Annotated in this window: 14 protein-coding genes and 1 tRNA gene; 9 read left to right on the top strand and 6 right to left on the bottom strand. The window is 59.7% G+C overall.

Annotated elements, in window-relative coordinates; translation table 11 throughout:
- Window positions 1–31 precede the first annotated feature (31 nt).
- Entirely contained in the window at window positions 32–1483 is a 1452-nt protein-coding gene (locus tag FJ398_06750) for an NAD(P)-dependent oxidoreductase (GenBank protein ID MBM3837650.1), read from the bottom strand.
- A gap of 71 nt (window positions 1484–1554) precedes the next feature.
- On the bottom strand, window positions 1555–1914 hold the full coding sequence (locus FJ398_06745; GenBank protein ID MBM3837649.1) for a hypothetical protein: 360 nt from the start codon (window positions 1912–1914) through the stop codon (window positions 1555–1557).
- Window positions 1915–2573: 659 nt separating this feature from the next.
- On the opposite strand from FJ398_06745, the gene FJ398_06740 reads away from it, so the two are divergent.
- From FJ398_06740 to FJ398_06730, 3 genes are all read left to right on the top strand, one after another.
- Window positions 2574–2867 (top strand): ferrous iron transport protein A, encoded by a 294-nt coding sequence (locus FJ398_06740; GenBank protein MBM3837648.1) that lies wholly within the window; start codon window positions 2574–2576, stop codon window positions 2865–2867.
- A gap of 169 nt (window positions 2868–3036) precedes the next feature.
- Complete coding sequence (locus tag FJ398_06735; protein ID MBM3837647.1) at window positions 3037–5397, top strand: S9 family peptidase; 2361 nt, start codon at window positions 3037–3039, stop codon at window positions 5395–5397.
- 485 nt (window positions 5398–5882) lie between these two features.
- Window positions 5883–5959 (top strand) — tRNA-Pro (locus tag FJ398_06730).
- A 327-nt stretch (window positions 5960–6286) separates the two neighbouring features.
- Here the strand turns inward: FJ398_06730 and FJ398_06725 are convergent.
- From FJ398_06725 to FJ398_06710, 4 genes are read right to left on the bottom strand one after another with little or no spacing between them, the layout of a single operon-like run.
- Complete coding sequence (locus FJ398_06725; protein MBM3837646.1) at window positions 6287–6622, bottom strand: hypothetical protein; 336 nt, start codon at window positions 6620–6622, stop codon at window positions 6287–6289.
- The gene (locus tag FJ398_06720) at window positions 6508–7110 is read right to left on the bottom strand and encodes a fatty acid hydroxylase (GenBank protein ID MBM3837645.1); all 603 of its coding nucleotides are present in this window, start codon (window positions 7108–7110) and stop codon (window positions 6508–6510) included. Before FJ398_06720 ends, FJ398_06725 begins: the two co-directional genes overlap by 115 nt.
- A gap of 47 nt (window positions 7111–7157) precedes the next feature.
- Entirely contained in the window at window positions 7158–7373 is a 216-nt protein-coding gene (gene infA / locus FJ398_06715) for a translation initiation factor IF-1 (protein MBM3837644.1), read from the bottom strand.
- Between the two features lie 45 nt (window positions 7374–7418).
- Entirely contained in the window at window positions 7419–7730 is a 312-nt protein-coding gene (locus FJ398_06710) for an RNA-binding protein (GenBank protein MBM3837643.1), read from the bottom strand.
- A 444-nt stretch (window positions 7731–8174) separates the two neighbouring features.
- On the opposite strand from FJ398_06710, the gene FJ398_06705 reads away from it, so the two are divergent.
- The 6 genes from FJ398_06705 to FJ398_06680 all read left to right on the top strand — a co-directional run bounded on the left by FJ398_06705 (window position 8175) and on the right by FJ398_06680 (window position 19426).
- Window positions 8175–11831: a hypothetical protein gene (locus tag FJ398_06705; protein ID MBM3837642.1), complete on the top strand. Its 3657-nt coding sequence runs from the start codon at window positions 8175–8177 to the stop codon at window positions 11829–11831.
- Between the two features lie 137 nt (window positions 11832–11968).
- A complete protein-coding gene (locus FJ398_06700; GenBank protein ID MBM3837641.1) occupies window positions 11969–13309 on the top strand; it encodes a glutamate--tRNA ligase in 1341 nt (446 codons plus the stop codon).
- 345 nt (window positions 13310–13654) lie between these two features.
- The gene (locus FJ398_06695; GenBank protein ID MBM3837640.1) at window positions 13655–14800 is read left to right on the top strand and encodes a transcription termination factor Rho; all 1146 of its coding nucleotides are present in this window, start codon (window positions 13655–13657) and stop codon (window positions 14798–14800) included.
- Between the two features lie 236 nt (window positions 14801–15036).
- On the top strand, window positions 15037–16056 hold the full coding sequence (locus tag FJ398_06690) for a WYL domain-containing protein (GenBank protein MBM3837639.1): 1020 nt from the start codon (window positions 15037–15039) through the stop codon (window positions 16054–16056).
- A 56-nt stretch (window positions 16057–16112) separates the two neighbouring features.
- Window positions 16113–17822: an AAA family ATPase gene (locus FJ398_06685; GenBank protein ID MBM3837638.1), complete on the top strand. Its 1710-nt coding sequence runs from the start codon at window positions 16113–16115 to the stop codon at window positions 17820–17822.
- Between the two features lie 83 nt (window positions 17823–17905).
- The gene (locus tag FJ398_06680) at window positions 17906–19426 is read left to right on the top strand and encodes a peptidase (protein MBM3837637.1); all 1521 of its coding nucleotides are present in this window, start codon (window positions 17906–17908) and stop codon (window positions 19424–19426) included.
- The last annotated feature ends 9 nt before the right edge of the window (window positions 19427–19435 follow it).

Below are 19435 nucleotides of genomic sequence, written 5' to 3'. Positions count from 1 at the left end.
TTCTTTTTCGCCAGACTTCGTTGCTTGCTCCTTACAGATCCACTTCGGGATATGCTCGTCGCTCGCGCCTCGTCTGGCCGAAAAATCCCTTGCCGCGAACGTGAGCGTATTTATGAAATGGACCACTAAGATAGCGGTCGATCCCTGCCGCAGCGGCCCGTCCATCTCGCACCGCGTGAACCACCAGGCTTGGGCCGCGGACCAAATCCCCGCCGGCAAAAATCCCTGGCACGTTCGTGGTCTGATCCGAATTGACGATCACTCCGCCCCATTCGTTCGTCGCGATCTTGAGAACAGGACTCACGCCGGACAGCGGCGGCGGATCGAATCCGTAAGCGATGAGGACAAGCTCCGCGGAGGCCACGAACTCGGACCCGGGAACAGCCCTGGGTTTTCTCCGGCCGCTCGCATCCGGTTCGCCCAACTCCATGCGCACACAATGAACCTGCGCGACCTGGCCCTCCGCGTTGCCTTCGATGGCGATTGGATTCGTGAGAAAATGAAACTGAGCGCCTTCTTCCAGGGCGTTGTAGTATTCCTTTCGGCTCCCGGGCATGTTGGCGAGATCGCGCCGGTACAGGCAGACCGCCTCGCGCGCGCCGCGGCGAATGGCCGAGCGCAAACAATCCATCGCCGTGTCGCCCCCGCCCAGGACCGCGACCCTTTTGCCCGCGACATCGATGGGAGGCACTTTTGCCAGCGCGCCCACTTTCGTCTGGGCCAAAAACGGCAGGGCATCGACGACCCCCTTCAGTTCAACGCCGGGAACGTCCGGAACCTTTGGCACCTGAGCCCCAATCGCGAGAAAGACCGCATCATAGCGGCCCCGGAGTTCGCCCAATGAAAGGTCGCGCCCGAGCGTGACGCCGAGGCGAAAGTTGATGCCGCGCTCCCGCAAAACTCCCAAGCGCCGCTCCACGACGCCTCGCTCCAGCTTGAACGAAGGGATGCCAGTCATGAGCAAGCCGCCGGGCACGAGCTGCGACTCGAAGACAGTGGCCGCGTAGCCCAGCCTGGCCAACTCGTCGGCGCAGGCCAGCCCGCCCGGCCCCGAACCGACGACGGCGACTCGTCCTCCGTTGCGCGGGGCGGTGCAGCCGTGGATTTCTCCGCGCGCCAGCGCGTACTCATTGATGAACTTCTCCACGCTGCCGATGGCGACGGGATCCGAGCGGGCGTTCAGAATGCACGCGCCTTCACAAAGCCGATCTTGAGGACACACGCGCGAACAGATTTCCGGCATGTTGCTCGTCGAGTGCGAGAGCGCGGAGGCTTCCAGAAATCTCCCGTCGGCCGCGAGAGCCAGCCATTCGGGGATGCGGTTGGCGAGGGGACAACCCGTGCGGCACATCGGTTCGGGGCAGTGTAAGCAGCGGCTGGCTTGCTCCCGCACCGCGCGTTCGTCGAACAGGAGGTCGATCTCGCGAAAATCGCCGATCCGTTCTCGCGCGAACCGCTTGGGCGGAGCGACGCGGCGGACCATTTGCCAGGCGTGCTTGGGTTTCCAAGCAGGGCTGGTTTGCGCGCTTGGGTTCACCGGAATTCCAGGAGCCGTTATGGAACTCGGACCTCGTAATCCGGATCATCTCGCCATTCTCCATCCACCAGGAATCGATACCGGTGGACGCCCTCCGACAACGGCACGGTCGCATGCCAGTCGCCATCGGCTCCCTTCAGGAGACTGATCGGACTCTGTTGCCAGTGAGTGAAATCGCCCACGAGCAAGACGCTCTGTGCGTCAGGCGCGTGGAAGGAGAACAGGCGGTTCACCTCGCAGGGTTGTGCAGCTTTCATAGGTCGCTTCTTTCTTTGGTTCGCGCCGGTGAGAGAGGCACGCTCTCTCGAAACACAATTTTCGGATTTCAAAGTGAAAATGCCCTGCCGGCGTTGAAGGAGCCACACGCCGCTTGGCATGGAGTCACCCTTTCTTGACTGGCGAGTTTGGTCATGCGCAAACACTCCAGAGGCCCCGCTTATCTTCGTCCTAAACTTAGAGCGTGTCCGAAAATTCCGCGGGGTCCTGTTCTCGCGCCAAAGGCCGGATGGCGAGGCGCAGCGAAGGAGAATATCCTCCCTGGATCTTCGACTGAGGAGCAACGAAGCCAGGCGGCCTTTGGCGCGAAAACCCTCCGGGCGGCGGGTCTTTTGTCCGTGGCCTGCGTTGGCTCGGTCCTTACAGCCCGCGTTGGGGATGCTCGGACCTCGCCGCCTTGGCCACAGCCAAAATCCCTCGCCGCAGGACCCCGCGCAATTTTCGGACACGCTCTTAATCGAAAACCTTGTTGCAAATAGCGCCTCAGTTCACATCGGTAGGGCGAGTCCGTCCCGGCGAGCCGTGTCCGACGTATCAGGAACACGTTGAAGACGGCTCGCTGGGACAGGCTCGCCCTACCCAAATCAAAATGAGAACCGCCAGTCATAGTCGTTGAGGCCTTAAAGCGCTGAAGCGCCGTCTGGAGCGGTTCGCCAGTGGGACTCGCCCTGTTTTTTCCAGCTCGCGGCAAAAAAGAGGCAGCGTTGAACAAACCACGTGTAGTGAGGCGGCCTCTTCGCCTGTATGAACCGGACAGCTTATGAACGCTTTTGCGTCGCCCAAAACCGCCAATCCGGATTGTGAAATTTGCGGAGCGCAATCTCTCTGCCCCCTGACCGAAATCCAGGCCGGAACCACCGTGCGCATCCGGCGGTTGAACGTTTCGGACGAGCTTTGCCAGCGTTTGCGAGAGATCGGCTTCTTCGAGCAGCAGGTGCTCCAATGCCTGGCGCAACGCGGCGGCGTCATTTGCCAGATCGACAATTGCCGGATGGGCATCGGCGCAAAGCTGGCCGAGGGAATTCTTGTCGAACGGATTGCCGTGCCCTGCTGATAGCTCGCGCGCAGATTTTCAATAATCTTCCAGACTGCAGGTCAGCGCCCAGTGCATCCACAAGTTGTCGCTGACTCCGTCCGTTGTAGCGCAGAGTTGCACTCTATCCTATCGACCAGATCTCGCTACCATGCCACCGGCAACTGAGTGCGATTGAAACTGTCGGTCAATGAAGGCTTCTCCCTCTCTTCCCGAAGAGAGGAGAGGGCCGGGGAGAGGAGGTGCGTTGGCTCGCTTCTCATGTTTCCAAGAGACCCCTCTCTCCAACCCTCTCCCCACTCGTTCCTCCTGGGGAGAAGGAAGTCAATCGGAGTCGCTGACCGCCACTCTTAAGCGCACCCCCGACAACGGGTGGATGGCCCTCGTGACCGCTTCACGATTGCTTCGGGCTACGAAACTCGTTAATCGTTTCGCCATCGTGAAAAGCCGAACCTGCACCGCTCATCGCCACCAAATTCTTCAGACGAACTCGATCCTCCGCCCACTGCCATCCGTGCTGGGCGCCGTCATAACCATCCTGGCGTTAATCGCGGCATGTGCCTTGGCCGCCGAGAACGTCCTCACGCCCCATCGCATCGCTGAGCTCCGGCAAGTGACCACGGCCGTCATTTCGCCTGACGGCAGCCGTGTCGCCTACACCTTGGGCGTGCCGCGCCAGCCAAACGTGGACGAAGATGGCGAACCGTGGAGCGAGCTGTGGATCGTCGGCGCCCACGACGGTGCCGCGCGGCCTTTTGTCACGGGCAAAGTGAGCGTCAGTGCGGTACGCTGGACCGCGGATGGCCGCCTGATCGCGTTCCTCGCCAAACGCGGAGACGACAAATCCAAAGCGCTCTACCTCATTCCCGTCGATGGCGGTGAAGCGCGCAAAGCCGCTGAAATCGGCTCGGACATCGCAGCCTATACACTGGCCCCGGATGGCCGGCGCGCGGCGCTCATTGCCAGCGAGGCTGAACCTGAGGCAAAAAAGAAACTTCAAGAGAGAGGATTCAAGGCCGAGATTTACGAAGAGGATTGGCGGCCCGCCAAGATCTGGCCGGTGACGCTCTTCGAGAAAGCTCCTTCCAAACCGCTCCCGTTCGAGGGCCACGTTTATCAAGCGCACTGGAGCCCCGTGGATGATCGGCTGCTCGTGACCGCCGCTCCGACGCCGTCAGTGGATGATTCGTTCATGCGCCAGCAAGTTCGCGTGCTCGACGCCAGGACCGGAGAAGGGCTCGCGCGCGTCGATAATCCAGGAAAACTCGGCGGCGTCGCATGGAGCCCGGACGGCAAACGAATCGGTTTGATCGCCGCGGCGGACGTTCACGATCCCGACCCCGGCCGGCTCATGGTGGCCGATGCGGCCGGCGGTCCGCTGCGCGAACTTCTGCCCGGCTTCGATGGAGCAGTCAGCCATTTCGAATGGGCGGGCAACCACACGATCAGCTACGTCGCGGCCATTGGCGTGGAAACCGTCTTTGCCAAGATTGATGTGGGATCGACCGCGCGCGAGCCGCAGCCGATCTTCGGGCCAACCGGCCCCGTTCTTGGAAGCTTATCGATTTCGGAAAACGGCCAACACGCGGCTTTGATCGCGAGTTTTCCCGCGCATCCGCCGGAGCTCTTCACCTGGCGCCAGGGCGACGCCACGCCCAGACGCCGCACCGACAGCAATCCGGCTCTGGAGAAAACTCGGCTCGCGCGCCAGGAAGTGATTCGCCACAAAGCGCGCGATGGCCTCGCACTGGAGGGCATCCTCATCCGTCCGCTCGATGAAAAACCTGGGACGCGTTACCCGTTGATCCTGGCCGTGCACGGCGGACCTGAAGCGCATGTGAGCCACGGCTGGCTGACGACTTACAGTTTGCCCGGCCAGGTGGCGGCGGCGCGCGGCATGGCCGTGTTCTATCCAAATTACCGCGGCAGCACCGGCCGCGGCGTGGCGTTTTCCAAACTTGGCCAGGGCGACGCCGCCGGGAAGGAATTCGACGACTTGATCGACGCGGTGGACCACCTGATCTCAATCGGGCTGGCGGATCGCGCAAAAGTCGGCGTCACGGGCGGTTCCTACGGCGGTTACGCCACGGCGTGGTGCTCGACGCGTTACTCCGAACGATTCGCCGCCGGCGTGATGTTTGTCGGCATCAGCGACAAGCTTTCCAAGGTCGGCACGACGGACATTCCGAATGAAGAGTTCTATGTCCACTCCTTGAAGCGGCCCTGGGACGATTGGAAATTCCTGCTCGAACGCAGCCCGATCTACCATGCCGCGCAAGGCCGCACGCCCTTGCTGATTCTGCACGGCAAGGACGACCCACGCGTGAACGTCGGCCAGTCGCGGGAACTCTATCGCCATCTCAAACTGCACAATCGGGCGCCGGTGCGATTGGTCCTTTATCCGGGCGAAGTGCATGGCAACCGCAAGGCCGCGGCGCGTCTGGATTACAATCTCCGACTGATGCAATGGATGGAGCATTACCTCCAAGGGCCGGGCGGCGCGATGCCGCCGATGGAGATTACTTACACCGACCCGGCGTCGGGAAATTGAATTTCAACAGGAGGACACGGAGGCAAGAGAGATTCCGGGGCTGGGAAGACGGCCACGAGCAAGCATGACGACCAGGAGCAGAAAGAAGATTGCGTGGATCGGATTCGGGTGGGGGCATTGGCATTGGCCGTTCTTGCCGCCGCGATCCTGACTCAAAGCCGGGTTGGTTCACCTCAAAGGGTCAGATGGCCTCAGGAACTTGAACCTCAGTCGCACGGCGTGGGAGCTGTTGATGTCATCCGCTTTTTCTCATGCAAGAACCTTGGCGTTGTGGGGCAGGCTTTCCAGCCGGCTTTCCAGCCTGCCGGTTTGGGAGACTTTCCAGTCCCCGGCAGTGCCGCTCGGGAAACGGAGCTGGAAAGCTCCGTGAACCCGCAGGCTCGAAAGCCTGGGCTACTTCGCAATGGCCTCGCGAAAAGCATTGAATTCGGATTCCCCGCGCCTACTATCCTGACTCGGCGCAACTGACGGTTGCGACTCTTGGTCGGGGCGTAGCGTAGCTTGGTAGCGCGTCTGAATGGGGTTCAGAAGGTCGTGAGTTCAAATCTCACCGCCCCGACCACTCTCCCCAGACGAATCTTAAGAGCCTGTCTGAAAACTCTGAGGCGAGGAGGGCGTTTCTGCAACCCGGCCGGTTTCTCTCTTCTTCACCAGCGATGGCCAGTTCAGCACGACGGTGAGCGTCCGCGGGGTCTGCGCTTGCTCGCTCAACGTGTTCACGAGAAGACGCTGGCCGTCATCGCTCGGTTGGTACTGGCTCAAAAGCCCGCGCGTCGGAACGCGCACTTTGAAAAGGGGCTGCGCGGGCGACGCCCGGAAAATTGGGCCCGCGCCATCGACCACCGCGAATCGTTTCTTTCAACTTCTCCTGGCTCTTCTGCCGAGGCCATTAATAACCCAGAAAGTCGAATCCCCCACGTTGCGTGGCGTCCACGAGGCGGGTCTTGGTCGGGTGCAGTTGCAAACCTTCGGCTTCCACCCAGTGCTTCACCTCATCCAAAGCGGCTTGCGCTTCGGTTTGGCTGCGGCATTGGATAATGAAGTCGTCGGCCGTTACTCCGATACACTGCTCCGGGGCCGCGACAACGTTCTGCCACTTCTTGAGCGACGCTACGGACCAACGGCCAGGGCGTGCTGCGGAGCTTTTGGCTGCACGTTCGGCACCGAAGCGCCTTCCGCTTGTTTGAAATGCACTTTGGAACGCAGCAGCAGTGTGCCCAGGCAAAGATCCGCGAGCGGGAACACGACGTTGAAGTTCTTGTGCATGTAACGGTGATGGAGCAAATGGTGCCCGTTCAACCGGAAGAAGATGCCGGAACGTTCGACGTTCCGTTGCCGCGGCAAGTGCATGCACCAGTGGAGGTATTCGTAAGCGCCGTAGTAAGCGCTGCAAGCCAGCAGGGAGCCGCACACAATACCCCAGTGACCGGACCACCAGGAGGCCAGGACAAAAGGAATCTGGCAAGCGGCGATCAGCAAAGGGCCGTTCCACCACGCCATGGGGATGGTCGGCTTGTCCTTTTCGTCAATCAGGTGATACGTGTAGTCCGCGCGGAAGATGCGGTGATGGACCAGGGCGTGGCGCTCGAAGGGGTAGGTGAAGACCCCGACTGGCTGGTGCATCAGATAGCGATGCAAGGTCCATTCAAAAAATGAGCTGTAAACGGTGCCGAGTACAACTCCGATTGTGGTCCAAAAAATAAATAAAGACATCATCGCTGAGTAAAATGCCTCCGTTCATCCGTCCCCATTGGAGCGGATCAGCGGAGGCGGTAAGTAATTCGGGCCTTTGTCAAATCGTAGGGCGACATTTCCAGCCGGACGCGATCGCCGGTGGTCAGCCGCACGAAGTGTTTGCGCATTTTGCCGGACAAATGCGCGAGGACTTCGCGATCATTGTCGAGCCGGACGCGGAACATTGTTCCGGGCAGAACCGTGGCCACGGTTCCTTCCAGTTCAAGATGTTCGTCGCTCATCTGGTTTTCGTGGGAATGCTGAGCCGCGCGGACGCGAAGTCATCGTTAATGTCGTGAGTATTGTTGACGGCGCGGGCCTCGACTAAAACCTTCCCCGCCGCCGCGTTCTTCGCGCGGACGCGCCTCGTTCACGGTGAGATTGCGGCCGCCGATGCTTTTGCCCGCCATCCCCTCAATCGCCGCTTTCGCCCCCTCGGGCGTGGCCATAGTGACGAAGGCAAAGCCCCTGGAGCGCCCGGTGCTGCGATCCGTGATGAGATTCACTTCCGTGACCGGGCCGAAGGCCGTGAAAGTGTCCTGGAGGTCGTTTTCGGTGGTGTCGAAGGATAGATTCCCGACATACAATTTCGTGTTCATTATGATGATGTTATTCGACTAGACTGACTTGCTGCTTGCGGGACCGTTCCCGGCTGCCGGGTTTCAAATCATCACTGAAACGGGTTCAACTGAAGATTCACCAGGTCTGCGGAAGCTGGACAATCAAATCTAAGTGGGGGGGACAATGTCACAGCCGGCCCGCAAAGCAAGAAGTATTTCTTTTCGCGCCGGCGCCGGAGGCGTGGCGTCATAGAATTACGTTTGGACAGACGTAAAGCGTTGACAAGTCAACCGGATTCAATTCATGATTCCCGCCTGTTCAGCTTTGGTTCCAGGCATGAAACTGTTTGCTCTTTCTCCACGATTCCAATGCGGTTCGACCCTGTGTTCCCAGGCGTTTCGCTTTTTCGTGGGATGGCTGCAGCATGCGTCAGCCTGGTGATGGCAAGACACAAAGGCAAAAAAACTATTCCCGATACGCACATGAAAGCACATCTCGCAAGCATCACTATCCTGGCCTTCGCCCTGGCTCAAATCGCCACGGCGCAGACTAAACAACCAGGCAATCCGGAGGACAACGGCCTTCTGCCGAAGACCGATACGTTCTACATCAACGTCCCGCCGGACAACCTTAATAATGGCAAAGTGGAAAGTCTGGGCGTCGCGATCGCCAATAATGGAAATGTCATCGTCGGGTGGGAAGATGACGGTGACGGCGTCACGGACTTCGAGGCGGTTTGGATGCTGTTCGATCCCGCGGGCAAAGCCTTGAGTTCCGACGGCGAAGTCCACAAAGCAGATGGCACCAAAGTGACCACCAGGTACCGCGCTTTCTTCCGGAAGGATGGCACCCCGGTTTCCGGGCACACTTCCTGGGGTCCAAAAATCAAAGCGAACTTGTTCGGCGACGGTTTCGGCATGGGGGCGACTGCCTTCGAACTGGGTTTGGATGTGCCGGAATTCGCCAGCATCCAAACAACACCCGCGGGAGATGCGGGCGATTTTCCTGCCGTCCAATTGCTAACAAACGATGGCAAGCCCATCGGCATCGTCTCCGGAGTCGATGATGCCTATGCCGACACGGGCGGAGACATCCGCATCGGCGACTGGGAGTACCTTTCCAATGGCAACATCGTCATCGTCGGCGAGAGCCGTCAGAAACAGGACCTAGTCGATAAGTACAAAGGCGCCTCCGCCGAGAATCACGCGATCTACCGCATTGTCGATCCCACCGGGAAAGAGCTCCGACCTGTTGGGCTGGTCAGTTCCGAACCGGTGAAGAGTGAGATCTGGCACGGCGTCGGAGTCACCAAAAACGGGTTCGCCGTTCGGTTTTCCTGGAGCGGCGTGGGTGCGGTCCGCTTGTTCGACAACAGCGGCGCGCCGATCTCGACAAACATCGATATCGCCAAGATCACCGGAAAAGCGGGGGCCGCCAACGGCGGGCGCGGTGATGGACTGGGTTTTCACGGAAATGGTGTCGATGCCTACGTCGTCGTGAACAGCGGCACGGATGAACAAGGCGCCAAACAGGTTTGGCTCACGGTCCTGAACTCCACGAACGGCAGCGTGCGGTGGTCGCGCGCCGTGGCTGACGACATTACGCTAAATGGACCGGATCGCGTGGACGCGGCCATTGATGCCAGCGGGCGCGTAATCGCGGTGTTTGACGATACGAGCGCCACGGGCGGAGCGAACCGGCTGGTGCTTGGGCGGATGTTTGATGAGAGGGGTAACCCACTGGGCGGCACGTTTTACGTCAGTGAGATCGAGAATGGGCCAGGTGCAACCCTGGAATCTCGGCAAGCGCGCGTCGCTTGGCGCGGGGGCCTGGCCGTTGTGGTCTGGCAGAGTCGGAACGAGCCAACCTCTCCCGACAAACGCGTGGTCGCCGGGAGAATGTTCAGCACCTTCACCGCCGGCAGCGTGGAGTCCGTCGGACTAAAGCGGATTGTCGCCGACACACCCGTCATCAATCCGCAGGCCGATGCCCTCGGAAACTGGGAGCCGTATATCAGCGTCCTGGGCAACAGCGTTTTCTTGATCGGAGGCAACACCTTCGCGGACGGCTCGGCGACCGAACAACGATACGTTGTGGCGCTCCAACCTGTGGACGGCAAACCCATGAAACTGGGCGATGGGTTCTTCGGTGATGACGGCAAACCTTACAAAGGCCAGATCAATGCCTCGCGCCAAAACGGAAATCCAGGCCGTGTCGCCGGAGACAAGCGGCCTGGCGCGGTCAATTTCATCGTCGGCGGCGAAGCTTCCCCGCACGTGTTTCCGGCGTTCGGCTCGGACAAGAGATGGACGCTAGGATTCGATCGCGGTGCGGATGGCCGTTATGCCGTGGTTCAGACCTTCAAACTGGATGCGGCGACGTTGACTCAAACTTCGTTGAGTAGAGCCATCGACGCGGTGAATGGACGGCTGACTTCGGGAACGCCCGCAGTCACGCCTGAAATCGGACGTTTTGGCGGAGACGTCGCAGGACTGGATAACGGGAATTTCGTCGTCGTGGCCGATGACCGCTCGAATGCTCGGGCGACCGACCGTGCCGCCACTGCGGTGATCATCGCGCCGGACGGAACGATCGTGAAAGATTCGTTCACGATTGACATGGGCCAGATCTGGTCGAACGTGGCGGCGTATCAAGGCGGTTTTTGCGTTCGCGTCAACGGCAACCTCCGGTTCTACGACAATGCCGGCAATCTGAAGGGCACTGTGGCCCAGAGCGCTTCTGGTGAAACGTTCGACGGGGGCCGGGGTGATGGTACCCGCATCGCCAGTCATATCAACAGCCCGTATGTCTTTCTGGCGGGCAAGGTGACCAGCGGTGCTTTGGTGAAAGTCGCCGCGTTTGATTCCCGCGATCAAAAGTTCGTCGCCGTCACGGAAGTGAGCGAGCCGGCCTTCACGGGTGACTTCGACCGCGTCAATATCGCTGTGGACGCGTTGAACCGCCTGACGGTCTCGTGGGTTTCCAAGCCGCCGGGTTACGAGCAACAGCAGGTCGCCGCGCGCGTGCTGGCCTTTGACGGCGCCAAGAAAGCCTTCACGCCGTTGACCAAAAGTTTCCTCGCGTTTTTGAACGCGTCCAAGACGGGCGGAATCCGCACGTTGCAGATGAGTGTGGCTACGACTACGAAAGAAATCTGCATCGCGGCCAAGGGCGAAATCAATCTTCAGAACAAAGCCGAACTGGGCGTGACTTCACCGCGGGAAGTGAACCTCTTCACGGTCATCAGCCATCCCGATCCAAAGGATGATCCGACGACGCCTGCGGGCGGCGCACCGGTCCCGGCAATCATCACGAACGTTGTGGAAACAGGGGGCGACAACGAAGCGACTGACACGATCATCGCGAAGTGGACCGGCCAAACGTTCCCGGTTTCCGTCGCCAATGAACCTATCCCGGGTGCCGTGATCGGGGAGAAGTACACCGTCGGGCTTTTCGGCAATCATTCCCCGGCGTTTGTGGACCGCAATCATCGCTACACCAACGCCTCGGACACCGTGTCGATTCCTGCTTACCTGGTCGGCGGCGAATACATCATGTCCGGCAATGACAATCGCGACAACGCGGGCTATCGCCTGGATGTGACTGTCGCGCAGGCCGTGCAAGTCTATCTGTTGATCGACAATCGTCTGGGCGACCCGAACAGCGCCAACAACACGCCTCCTGCGCTAGGCCCCACGAAAATGCAATGGGTGCTGGTTGAAGGGTGGAAACCGATGGTGTCGGGCAAGAATCGCGCGGGCAGCGCGACCGCTCCGGACGAAGTGGGCATTGACGAAGGCGCGGACGGAACGATCAACCAATGGTATTCGGTCTATACAAAAGCCTTTCCGGCCGGCACCTTCCAACTCAAGCAAGCGGACAACGCCGGCCTAAACATGTACGGCGTGGTGGTGACGCGGGCCACGGGGGGAGTTGCTCCTCCGGTGGGAGGCAGGCCCGCGTTTGGCAAATCGACTCTGAGCGGAACCACGCTCACGATCACCTGGACCGGGGGCGGAAAGCTGCAAGAAGCTTCGGACGTGACCGGCCCTTGGACGGATGTGGCCGGCAATCCGCAGGGCACATTCAACGCGCAAACGGCGGGCCCGCGCAAGTTCTACCGCCTGCTGGCCCCGTAATTTCGGCTGACTACTCGCGAAGACCGGGCTGCATTGCCCGGTCTTTTTTTGTCTTTCAACAGCGGTGTTGCCAGTGCCCCGGCGACAACCGTATCTTCGCGCGACTGATTCCAGATCCTAATCATGAGACTGACTTTATGAGTGTCCGCGTTCGTTTCGCGCCCAGTCCCACGGGCTTCCTTCATATTGGAGGCGCCCGGACGGCGCTCTTCAACTGGCTGTATGCCCGACACACGGGCGGAACGTTCGTTCTCCGCATTGAAGACACGGATGCCGCCCGCAACACGCAGGAAGCGGTCGAAGTGATTCTGAACGGGTTGCGATGGCTTGGACTGGATTGGGACGAAGGGCCGACCAGCGGTGATCCCAAAGGCGCAAGCCGAGGCAGTTTCGGCCCGTACTTTCAATCGCAGCGCGGACCCATCTACAAACAGCGCGTGGCAGAGCTGATTCAAAAGGGCTGCGCTTACGAACACGAAGGCGCGGTGAAATTCAGAATGACCCGTGAGCCGATCCTCATTCGCGACCTGATTGTCGGCGAGGTGAAGCGGGAATTGACCGACCGCGAAATCGAGGATCCGGATTTTGTGATTGTGCGTTCGGACGGCCAGCCGGTGTTTCACCTGGTAAATGTGATTGATGATCTGGAAATGCGGGTGACTCACGTGATCCGCGGCGAAGATCATCTTTCCAACACCTCCAAACACATCGCGCTGTTTCAGGCGTTTGGCGCCGAACCTCCTGCCTACGCCCACATCCCGCTGATCCTGAACCCCGACGGCACCAAGATGAGCAAACGCGACAAAGGCGCGTCGCTCACCGCTTACGAAGCGGAAGGGTGCGTCCCCGACGCGGTGGTGAACTATCTCTGTTTGCTGGGCTGGTCGCCAAAGCAGAATCGCGAAGTGTTGGCCCGAGAGGAAATCGTTCAGCTCTTCGATCTGCCGCAGATTCTCCGCCACAACGCGCGCTTCGACGCGAGCAAACTCCAATGGCTCAACGGCGAATACATCCGAACGATGAGCCGGGAGCGTTTCCAGGACCTCGGCGTGCAGGCGTTGAATCGCGCGGGCTTGCCAGTGGCCCGTTTCAGCCCGCAGTACATTCGCGCCGCGCTGGAAACTTGCGTGGGCAAGATCAAACAATTCTCCGAACTGGCGGATTACGCCGGATTTTATTTCGTCGATGAACTCGCTCACGACCCGGCGGCGGCGAAGGCGAATCTTGGTCAGGACGAACGCGCCCGGCTGTCGAGCTTGCGCGCGGCCTTTGCGGAGTTGGAGCACTTTAACGCGACCGCGGTTGAGGTCGCGCTGAAGGAGACGGCTCGGAGCCTGGGGGCCAAGGTCGGCGCTCTGGTGCACCCGTGCCGGTTCGCCTGTACCGGTCGGACTTCCGGACCAAGTCTCTATCACCTGCTGGAGGTATTGGGCAAAGAACAGGTGCTGAAACGCATTGACCGGGCCCTGGCCGCTTGAGCCCCTATTGCGGCTGCCGCAACAATTAAACACGGATTACACCGGAGCACACGGATGGAGAAGGGAGTGACCTGGATCACCGAAGTTCCTATCGGTGCTCATGCGTGTCATCCGTGGCCACATCAAGATCTTCGGGAATGAGCGGAATTGAGCGGAAAATATTTGTTGCACAGGCGGGGCTTTGCGCTTAGATTCCGCGTGTCACAGGTCTAACCGCTGGGCCCCTTGTCGGGTAACATGAAATAATTTCGGGTCTGCGGTTCTCCCTAATTCAGATTTCAAGCGCCTGCATTACTGGGTCACCGCATCGGGACAGACACCGCTTGAACACCATAGAGCATCGATATGAGTACGAACAGTACTGCGACTGAAACGACGACGAAGACAAACCAGGAACGCGGTTCCGGTTATCTGGAGATTTCCGACAAAGGCTTCGGTTTTCTTCGTTCGGCCGAGAATCATTTTCAACCGAAACCGACGGACATCTTCGTCACGCCGGACACGATCAAGAAAAACTTCCTGCGCGAAGGTTGCCTGGTGTACGGGCCGACGCAACCGCCGCACCGCGGGAGCAGTCCGCAACTGCGCGAGGTGGAGAAGGTCAACAACATGCCGTTCTCCGAATACACCAAGGCCATGCGGTTCGAGAATCTCACCACCATCGACCCGCACGAGAAATTCCTCCTCGAAACCACGCCGGACCTGATCGAGACCCGGATCATCGATCTGGTCACCCCGATTGGCAAAGGCACACGCGGTTTGATCGTATCTCCGCCGCGAAGCGGCAAGACCACTATTTTGAAGCAGATCGCAAACGCTGTGACTGCCAACCATCCGGAAGTGCACGTGCTCGTGCTTCTCATTGATGAACGCCCGGAAGAGGTCACGGATTTTCAACGCTCGGTCAAAGCCGAGGTGGTCGCCTCCTCCAATGACATGGACCTGGAAACACACGTCCGGCTGTCGCGATTCATGATCGAGCGCTGTCGCCGGATGGTCGAAGCGAGCAAAGACGTCTTCGTGCTCCTGGATTCCATCACGCGCGTCGCGCGCGCTTACAACAGCGTGCACGGCGGCAGCGGCCGGACGATGACGGGCGGTGTGGACGCGCGCGCGCTGGAAATACCCCGCAAGATGTTCGCCGCTGCGCGCAAGATCGAAGAAGGCGGGTCGTTGACGATCCTGGCCACGGCGCTCGTCGATACCGGTTCACGGATGGACGAATTGATTTTCCAGGAGTTCAAAGGCACCGGCAACATGGAATTGATTCTGGACCGGAAGCTCTCCGACCGCCGCCTGTTCCCCGCGATTGACATTCCCAAGAGCGGCACGCGCAAAGAGGAAAAGTTGTTTCCGTCGAAAAACATCGAAGCGATCCGAAAGCTCCGCCGCATGATGGTGGATCTGAATCCGGTCGAAGCCATGGAAACGCTGATTGCCGCCCTCAAGAAGCACAAGACGAACGATGAGTTGCTGAGCAAGTTGGTTTAAGGGGTTTCAAGAAGGAGCGCGGACAGCTTGTCCGCGCGCTGGTTTGGACATTTCGCTCGGTTCTCCTCCGGAGGGAGATTTGACAATGACCCCGAGTTCGCCGGCGGGGTTGTGTTTGGAGTGCGCAAGTCCCGACGGCTGAATTCGCCCCAGGTTTACGGCCAAGGTAAACCACGAGGATCTTCCGCGCTTGTAATTGAAGGCCGCTCCCTTAGGGTGAGTTCCGCGAATTCGGCATGACGAAACCGGAGCGAGCCAGAACGGAGCCCCTTTACCGCGCGCCGTTGGAGAGAATGCTTCGCATCCACCAGGCGATTCAGGAAGGAACTTTTCCCAACACGCAAACGCTCTCCCTGGAGCTGGAGATCAGCTCAAAGACCGCCCAACGGGACCTGGAGTTCATGCGAGAACGGCTGGAATTGCCGCTGGCGTACGACGCCATCCGGCATGGATACTACTACACGCAGGAGGTTCGATCTTTCCCAACGTTGCAGATCACGGAAGGCGAGCTTTTTGCTCTTCTGGTCGCTGAGAAAGCGCTGCAGCAGTATCGCGGAACAAGTTTCGAGAAACCGCTCCTGAGCGCGTTTAAGAAAATGGCGGCTTCGCTGCCGGAAACCGTCTCGCTGAATCTGGCGGACTGGGAGCAGACGATTTCGTTTCGGACGAGCGCCGAGCCGATTCTTAACCTTGAGATCTTTGATGCGCTGGCCAAGGCCACGTCGCAACGCGAACGGGTCGTGCTGACGTATCGGAAGCCGGGCCTGAAGAACACGGAGCGCCGAACCGTGGATCCGTATCATCTCGCCAACGTCAACGGCGAGTGGTTCCTGTTCGGGTTCGACCATCTCCGCCGCGACATCCGCACGTTCGTTCCGGCACGCATCAAGGCCGTGGAGAGAACCGGCCAGCGATTCGTTCGCCCGGCGAGATTCTCGCTCGAGCGAAGGTTGAAGGACAGTTTTGGCATCCACGCGGGAAGCGGCGAATACCAAATTCGAATTCAATTCAGCGAACTCGTGGCCGATTATATTCGTGAAAAGAAATGGCATCCCTCGCAGAGGTTGCGGGAGCTGAGCGAGGGCGGCGTCGAATTGTCTCTGAAACTTTCCAGCCTGGTGGAAGTCCAGCGGTGGATTCTGGCCTGGGGCGGACAGGCCGTCGTAATCGAGCCGCCGGAGCTCGCGGCGTCGGTGCGGCAGGCCGCGCTGCGCATCTTGCGGAATCGCCCGTTGCGTCCTGCGCGCAAAAAATAGTGCGATTTGCCGCAGCGACTATTTGCAAAAGTTCAACAGCAGGTTAATTTCTTGGCATGGCTGAGCCTAAAAAGAAGTCAGTTCCACCGTCCGCGCTGAACAAACTTCCGGGTGGCGCGACCGAAGGCCAAGGCCCGTTGAGCGATTTGCTTTCCCACGAGGAGATGGAAAAGCTCTCCACGCTGCAAATCGTCGATCTCATCATCAGCAAACTCCCGCCCCGTCATCCGTCGATCCTCGACATGGTGTATCTGCGGGAACGCGTCTCCTCCATCGAAGAAACCAATTATCAAGCCCAGGAAGCGATCCAGAAACTGGATGCGATCGTGGAGAAACTGCGGTCCCCGGCCTATCGCGTCGGCACGTTCCTCATGCCGGTGGAACCGGACAAAGCGCACGTCTGCATCGGAGCCACGGACTACGTCTGCCGCGTCGATCCGCAAATCCCGCTTTCCAGTTTGCAGCTCGGCCAGCGCGTGCTCTGCAACGAGGCATTCGCCGTCGTCCAGGGACTGGGGTTCGATCGCAACGGCCCGATCGTCCGCGTGGACGAATTGCTCTCGGACGGACGCTTGCGGATCGGCCAGGAAAGCGGCTTGATGCCGCTGGTGCTCCAACGCTCGGCATTGCTGGCCAAAGAAAAACTGCGTCCGGGTTTGGAAGTGCGTCTCGACGGGAACCAGCGCGTCGCGCTGGAAGTGGTCGGCGTCGGCAAGCGCGTCAAGCGTTCCCTCGAAACGGTGACCGAATTGCCGTGGAGCGCGATTGGCGGTCAGGAAGAAGCGGTGCAAGCGATCCGCGACACCATCGAACTGCCGTTCCTGCACCGCGACCTTTTCAAACGCTTCGAGCATTCTGTGCCGAAGGGTTTTCTGCTCTACGGCCCGCCGGGTTGCGGCAAGACGTTGCTTGGAAAAGCAACGGCCTACAATCTCCGTCAACAAGTGAAGGCTCAAACCGGCGTCGATCATCCCGAATTCTTTCTGCACGTCAAAGGGCCGGAAATCCTGAACATGTGGGTCGGCGAATCCGAGCGGCAAGTTCGCGACCTGTTCTCGCAATGCCGGGAACGCGCCAACGACGGGGCGCTGGCGTTCCTCTTTATTGACGAAGCCGAGTCGATTCTGGGCACGCGTCGCGCCGGACGATACCACAGCATTCTCAGCACGCTCGTCCCGATGTTTTGCACGGAAATGGACGGCATCGAACCGCTCCAGAATGTCGTCGTGATCCTCGCATCGAATCGGGCCGACTTGATCGATCCGGCCATCCTGCGTCCGGGCCGCATCGATCGAAAAATCAAGGTGCGCCGGCCTGACCTGGCCGGTTCGCAACGCATCTATGAAATCTACTTGCGGGAGAGCTTGCCGTTGGCTGAACCGAAAACCGACCTGGCGGCGGCCGTGACGCAAGCCCAGTTCAATCGCACCCCAGAGAATCAGTTCCTGGAAGTCGTCTATCGCAGCGGGAAGAAAGACATGCTTTACCGCGGCGACCTGGCCAGCGGCGCTATCATTGCCGTCGTCGTGGAACGCGCCAAAAGTCTGGCCATCAAACGCTCGATCGAGACCAAGTTGCCCACCTCCTTGACACGGGAGGATTTGCTTCAAGCGCTGGAAAAGGAATACGCGGAAAATGACCTGTTCCCGGCGACTGACCTGACTGAGGACTGGCTGAAACTGACTGATTTCGACCCGGACAATGTCGTTCGTCTGGGCCCGGTGCGGCCGCGCAAAAGCGAGTCGCTCGGCAGCGGCATCGTCTAGGCGAGTCGCTCCGTGAAGCCGAGACCGCCTGCGACGATTTCACTGGAGCGCATGAATCCGATCTCTGCGTCCCGGCACTCCGCATGAACTCCCCCATCATCCAATTTGGACTGGAGACCGAGTTCGGCATCACCTCCGAGCACGACGGCGAAGTGGACGTGGTGGCCGAGTCGATCGCCCTGGTCCGCAGCGCCACCGAACCCGGCGTCTGGATGTGCTGGGATTATGAAAGCGAAGATCCGCACGTGGACATGCGGGGCTTTCGCGTTCGCGAGCTTCGCCAGGACACCGACGAGGCGAAATACTTTGCCCAGGACGCTGAGCGCGAACTGAGTTTCGTCGAAATCAAGAGCGATCTCGTGCTCGGCAACGGAGCGCGATTCTACAACGATCATGCGCACCCGGAGTATTGCACGCCGGAATGCCGAACCCTGGCCGAATTGGTCGCGCACGACCGCGCCGGCGAGCGGATTCTGATGGCGTGCGCCCAGCATCTCTCGGAGAAGCGCCAGCGCGCGGTTCGGCTCTACAAAAACAACACGGACTTCTTTGGACACAGCTACGGTTGCCACGAGAACTATCTTCTGCCTCGGGCGTTGCCCTGGGAAATCCTCGCGCACGGGATGCAGGCGTTTCTGGTCACGCGCCAGATTTTCGCCGGAACGGGGAAGTTTGCCGTCGAAGCGGAAGACAAATTTCTGTCGCCAGGATTTCAAATCTCGCAACGGAGCGATTTCTTCAGCGAACTTCAGAGCGTCGATACCATGCAACGGCGTCCGCTCATCAACACCCGCGACGAGCCGCACGCGAATCCGAAAACGTTCCGGCGGTTTCACGTCATTTTGGGCGACGCCAACATGTCGCCGTTCGCCACCCGTTTGAAGGTCGGAACAACGGCGCTGGCCCTGGAAGCGTTGGTGATGAATCCCAAGCGCCTCTACCCCAAACTGGCAGATCCACTCTCCGGGCTGACGACGATTTCCCGCGATCCGGCGTTTCGCTGGGAGACATTGCTGGACGGTGGAGCGAAAGCAACCGCCGTGTCCATTCAGCGGGAATATCTCACGGCAGCGAAGGATGGCTGCGATCTCACGAACCCGGAAAAGCGGCAGCTTGTTGAGGATTGGGAGCGCGTGCTGGACGATCTGGAAACGGACTTCATGAAATGCCGCGATCGGTTGGACTGGGTCGCGAAGCTGGCTTTGGTCCGCGAGTTTCAGGCCGCTCAGAAAGTTACGGACGATGATCCGTGGTTGCAGAGTCTGGATTTGGAGTATCACCGCCTCGACCGGTCGGAAGGCTTGTATTACGGCCTGGAACACGCGCACAGTTTTCAGGGCGTTCCGGAAGAGAGCACAGTGAGAGCCGCGGTCAAGCATCCGCCTTCGACGCGAGCCTACGTGCGGGGCCGGTGCATCCAGAAATTCGCTTCGGCGGTGATCTCCGCCCAGTGGGATCACATTACGTTGCAAGGAACGCATGGTCCCATTAGAATCTCGCTGATGGATTTGTTCGCACCGGGCGACGTCGCGGAATATGCTCGAGTGATCGACGCCGCCCATTCTCCGGATGATTTGCGAATCATCGGGAACGTGGCAAGTTAACGAGTAGAT

This window comes from Verrucomicrobiota bacterium (assembly GCA_016871535.1).
In the GTDB taxonomy this organism is placed as follows: Bacteria; Verrucomicrobiota; Verrucomicrobiia; order Limisphaerales; family SIBE01; genus VHCZ01.
This window is presented reverse-complemented; position numbering and strand designations above follow the sequence as displayed.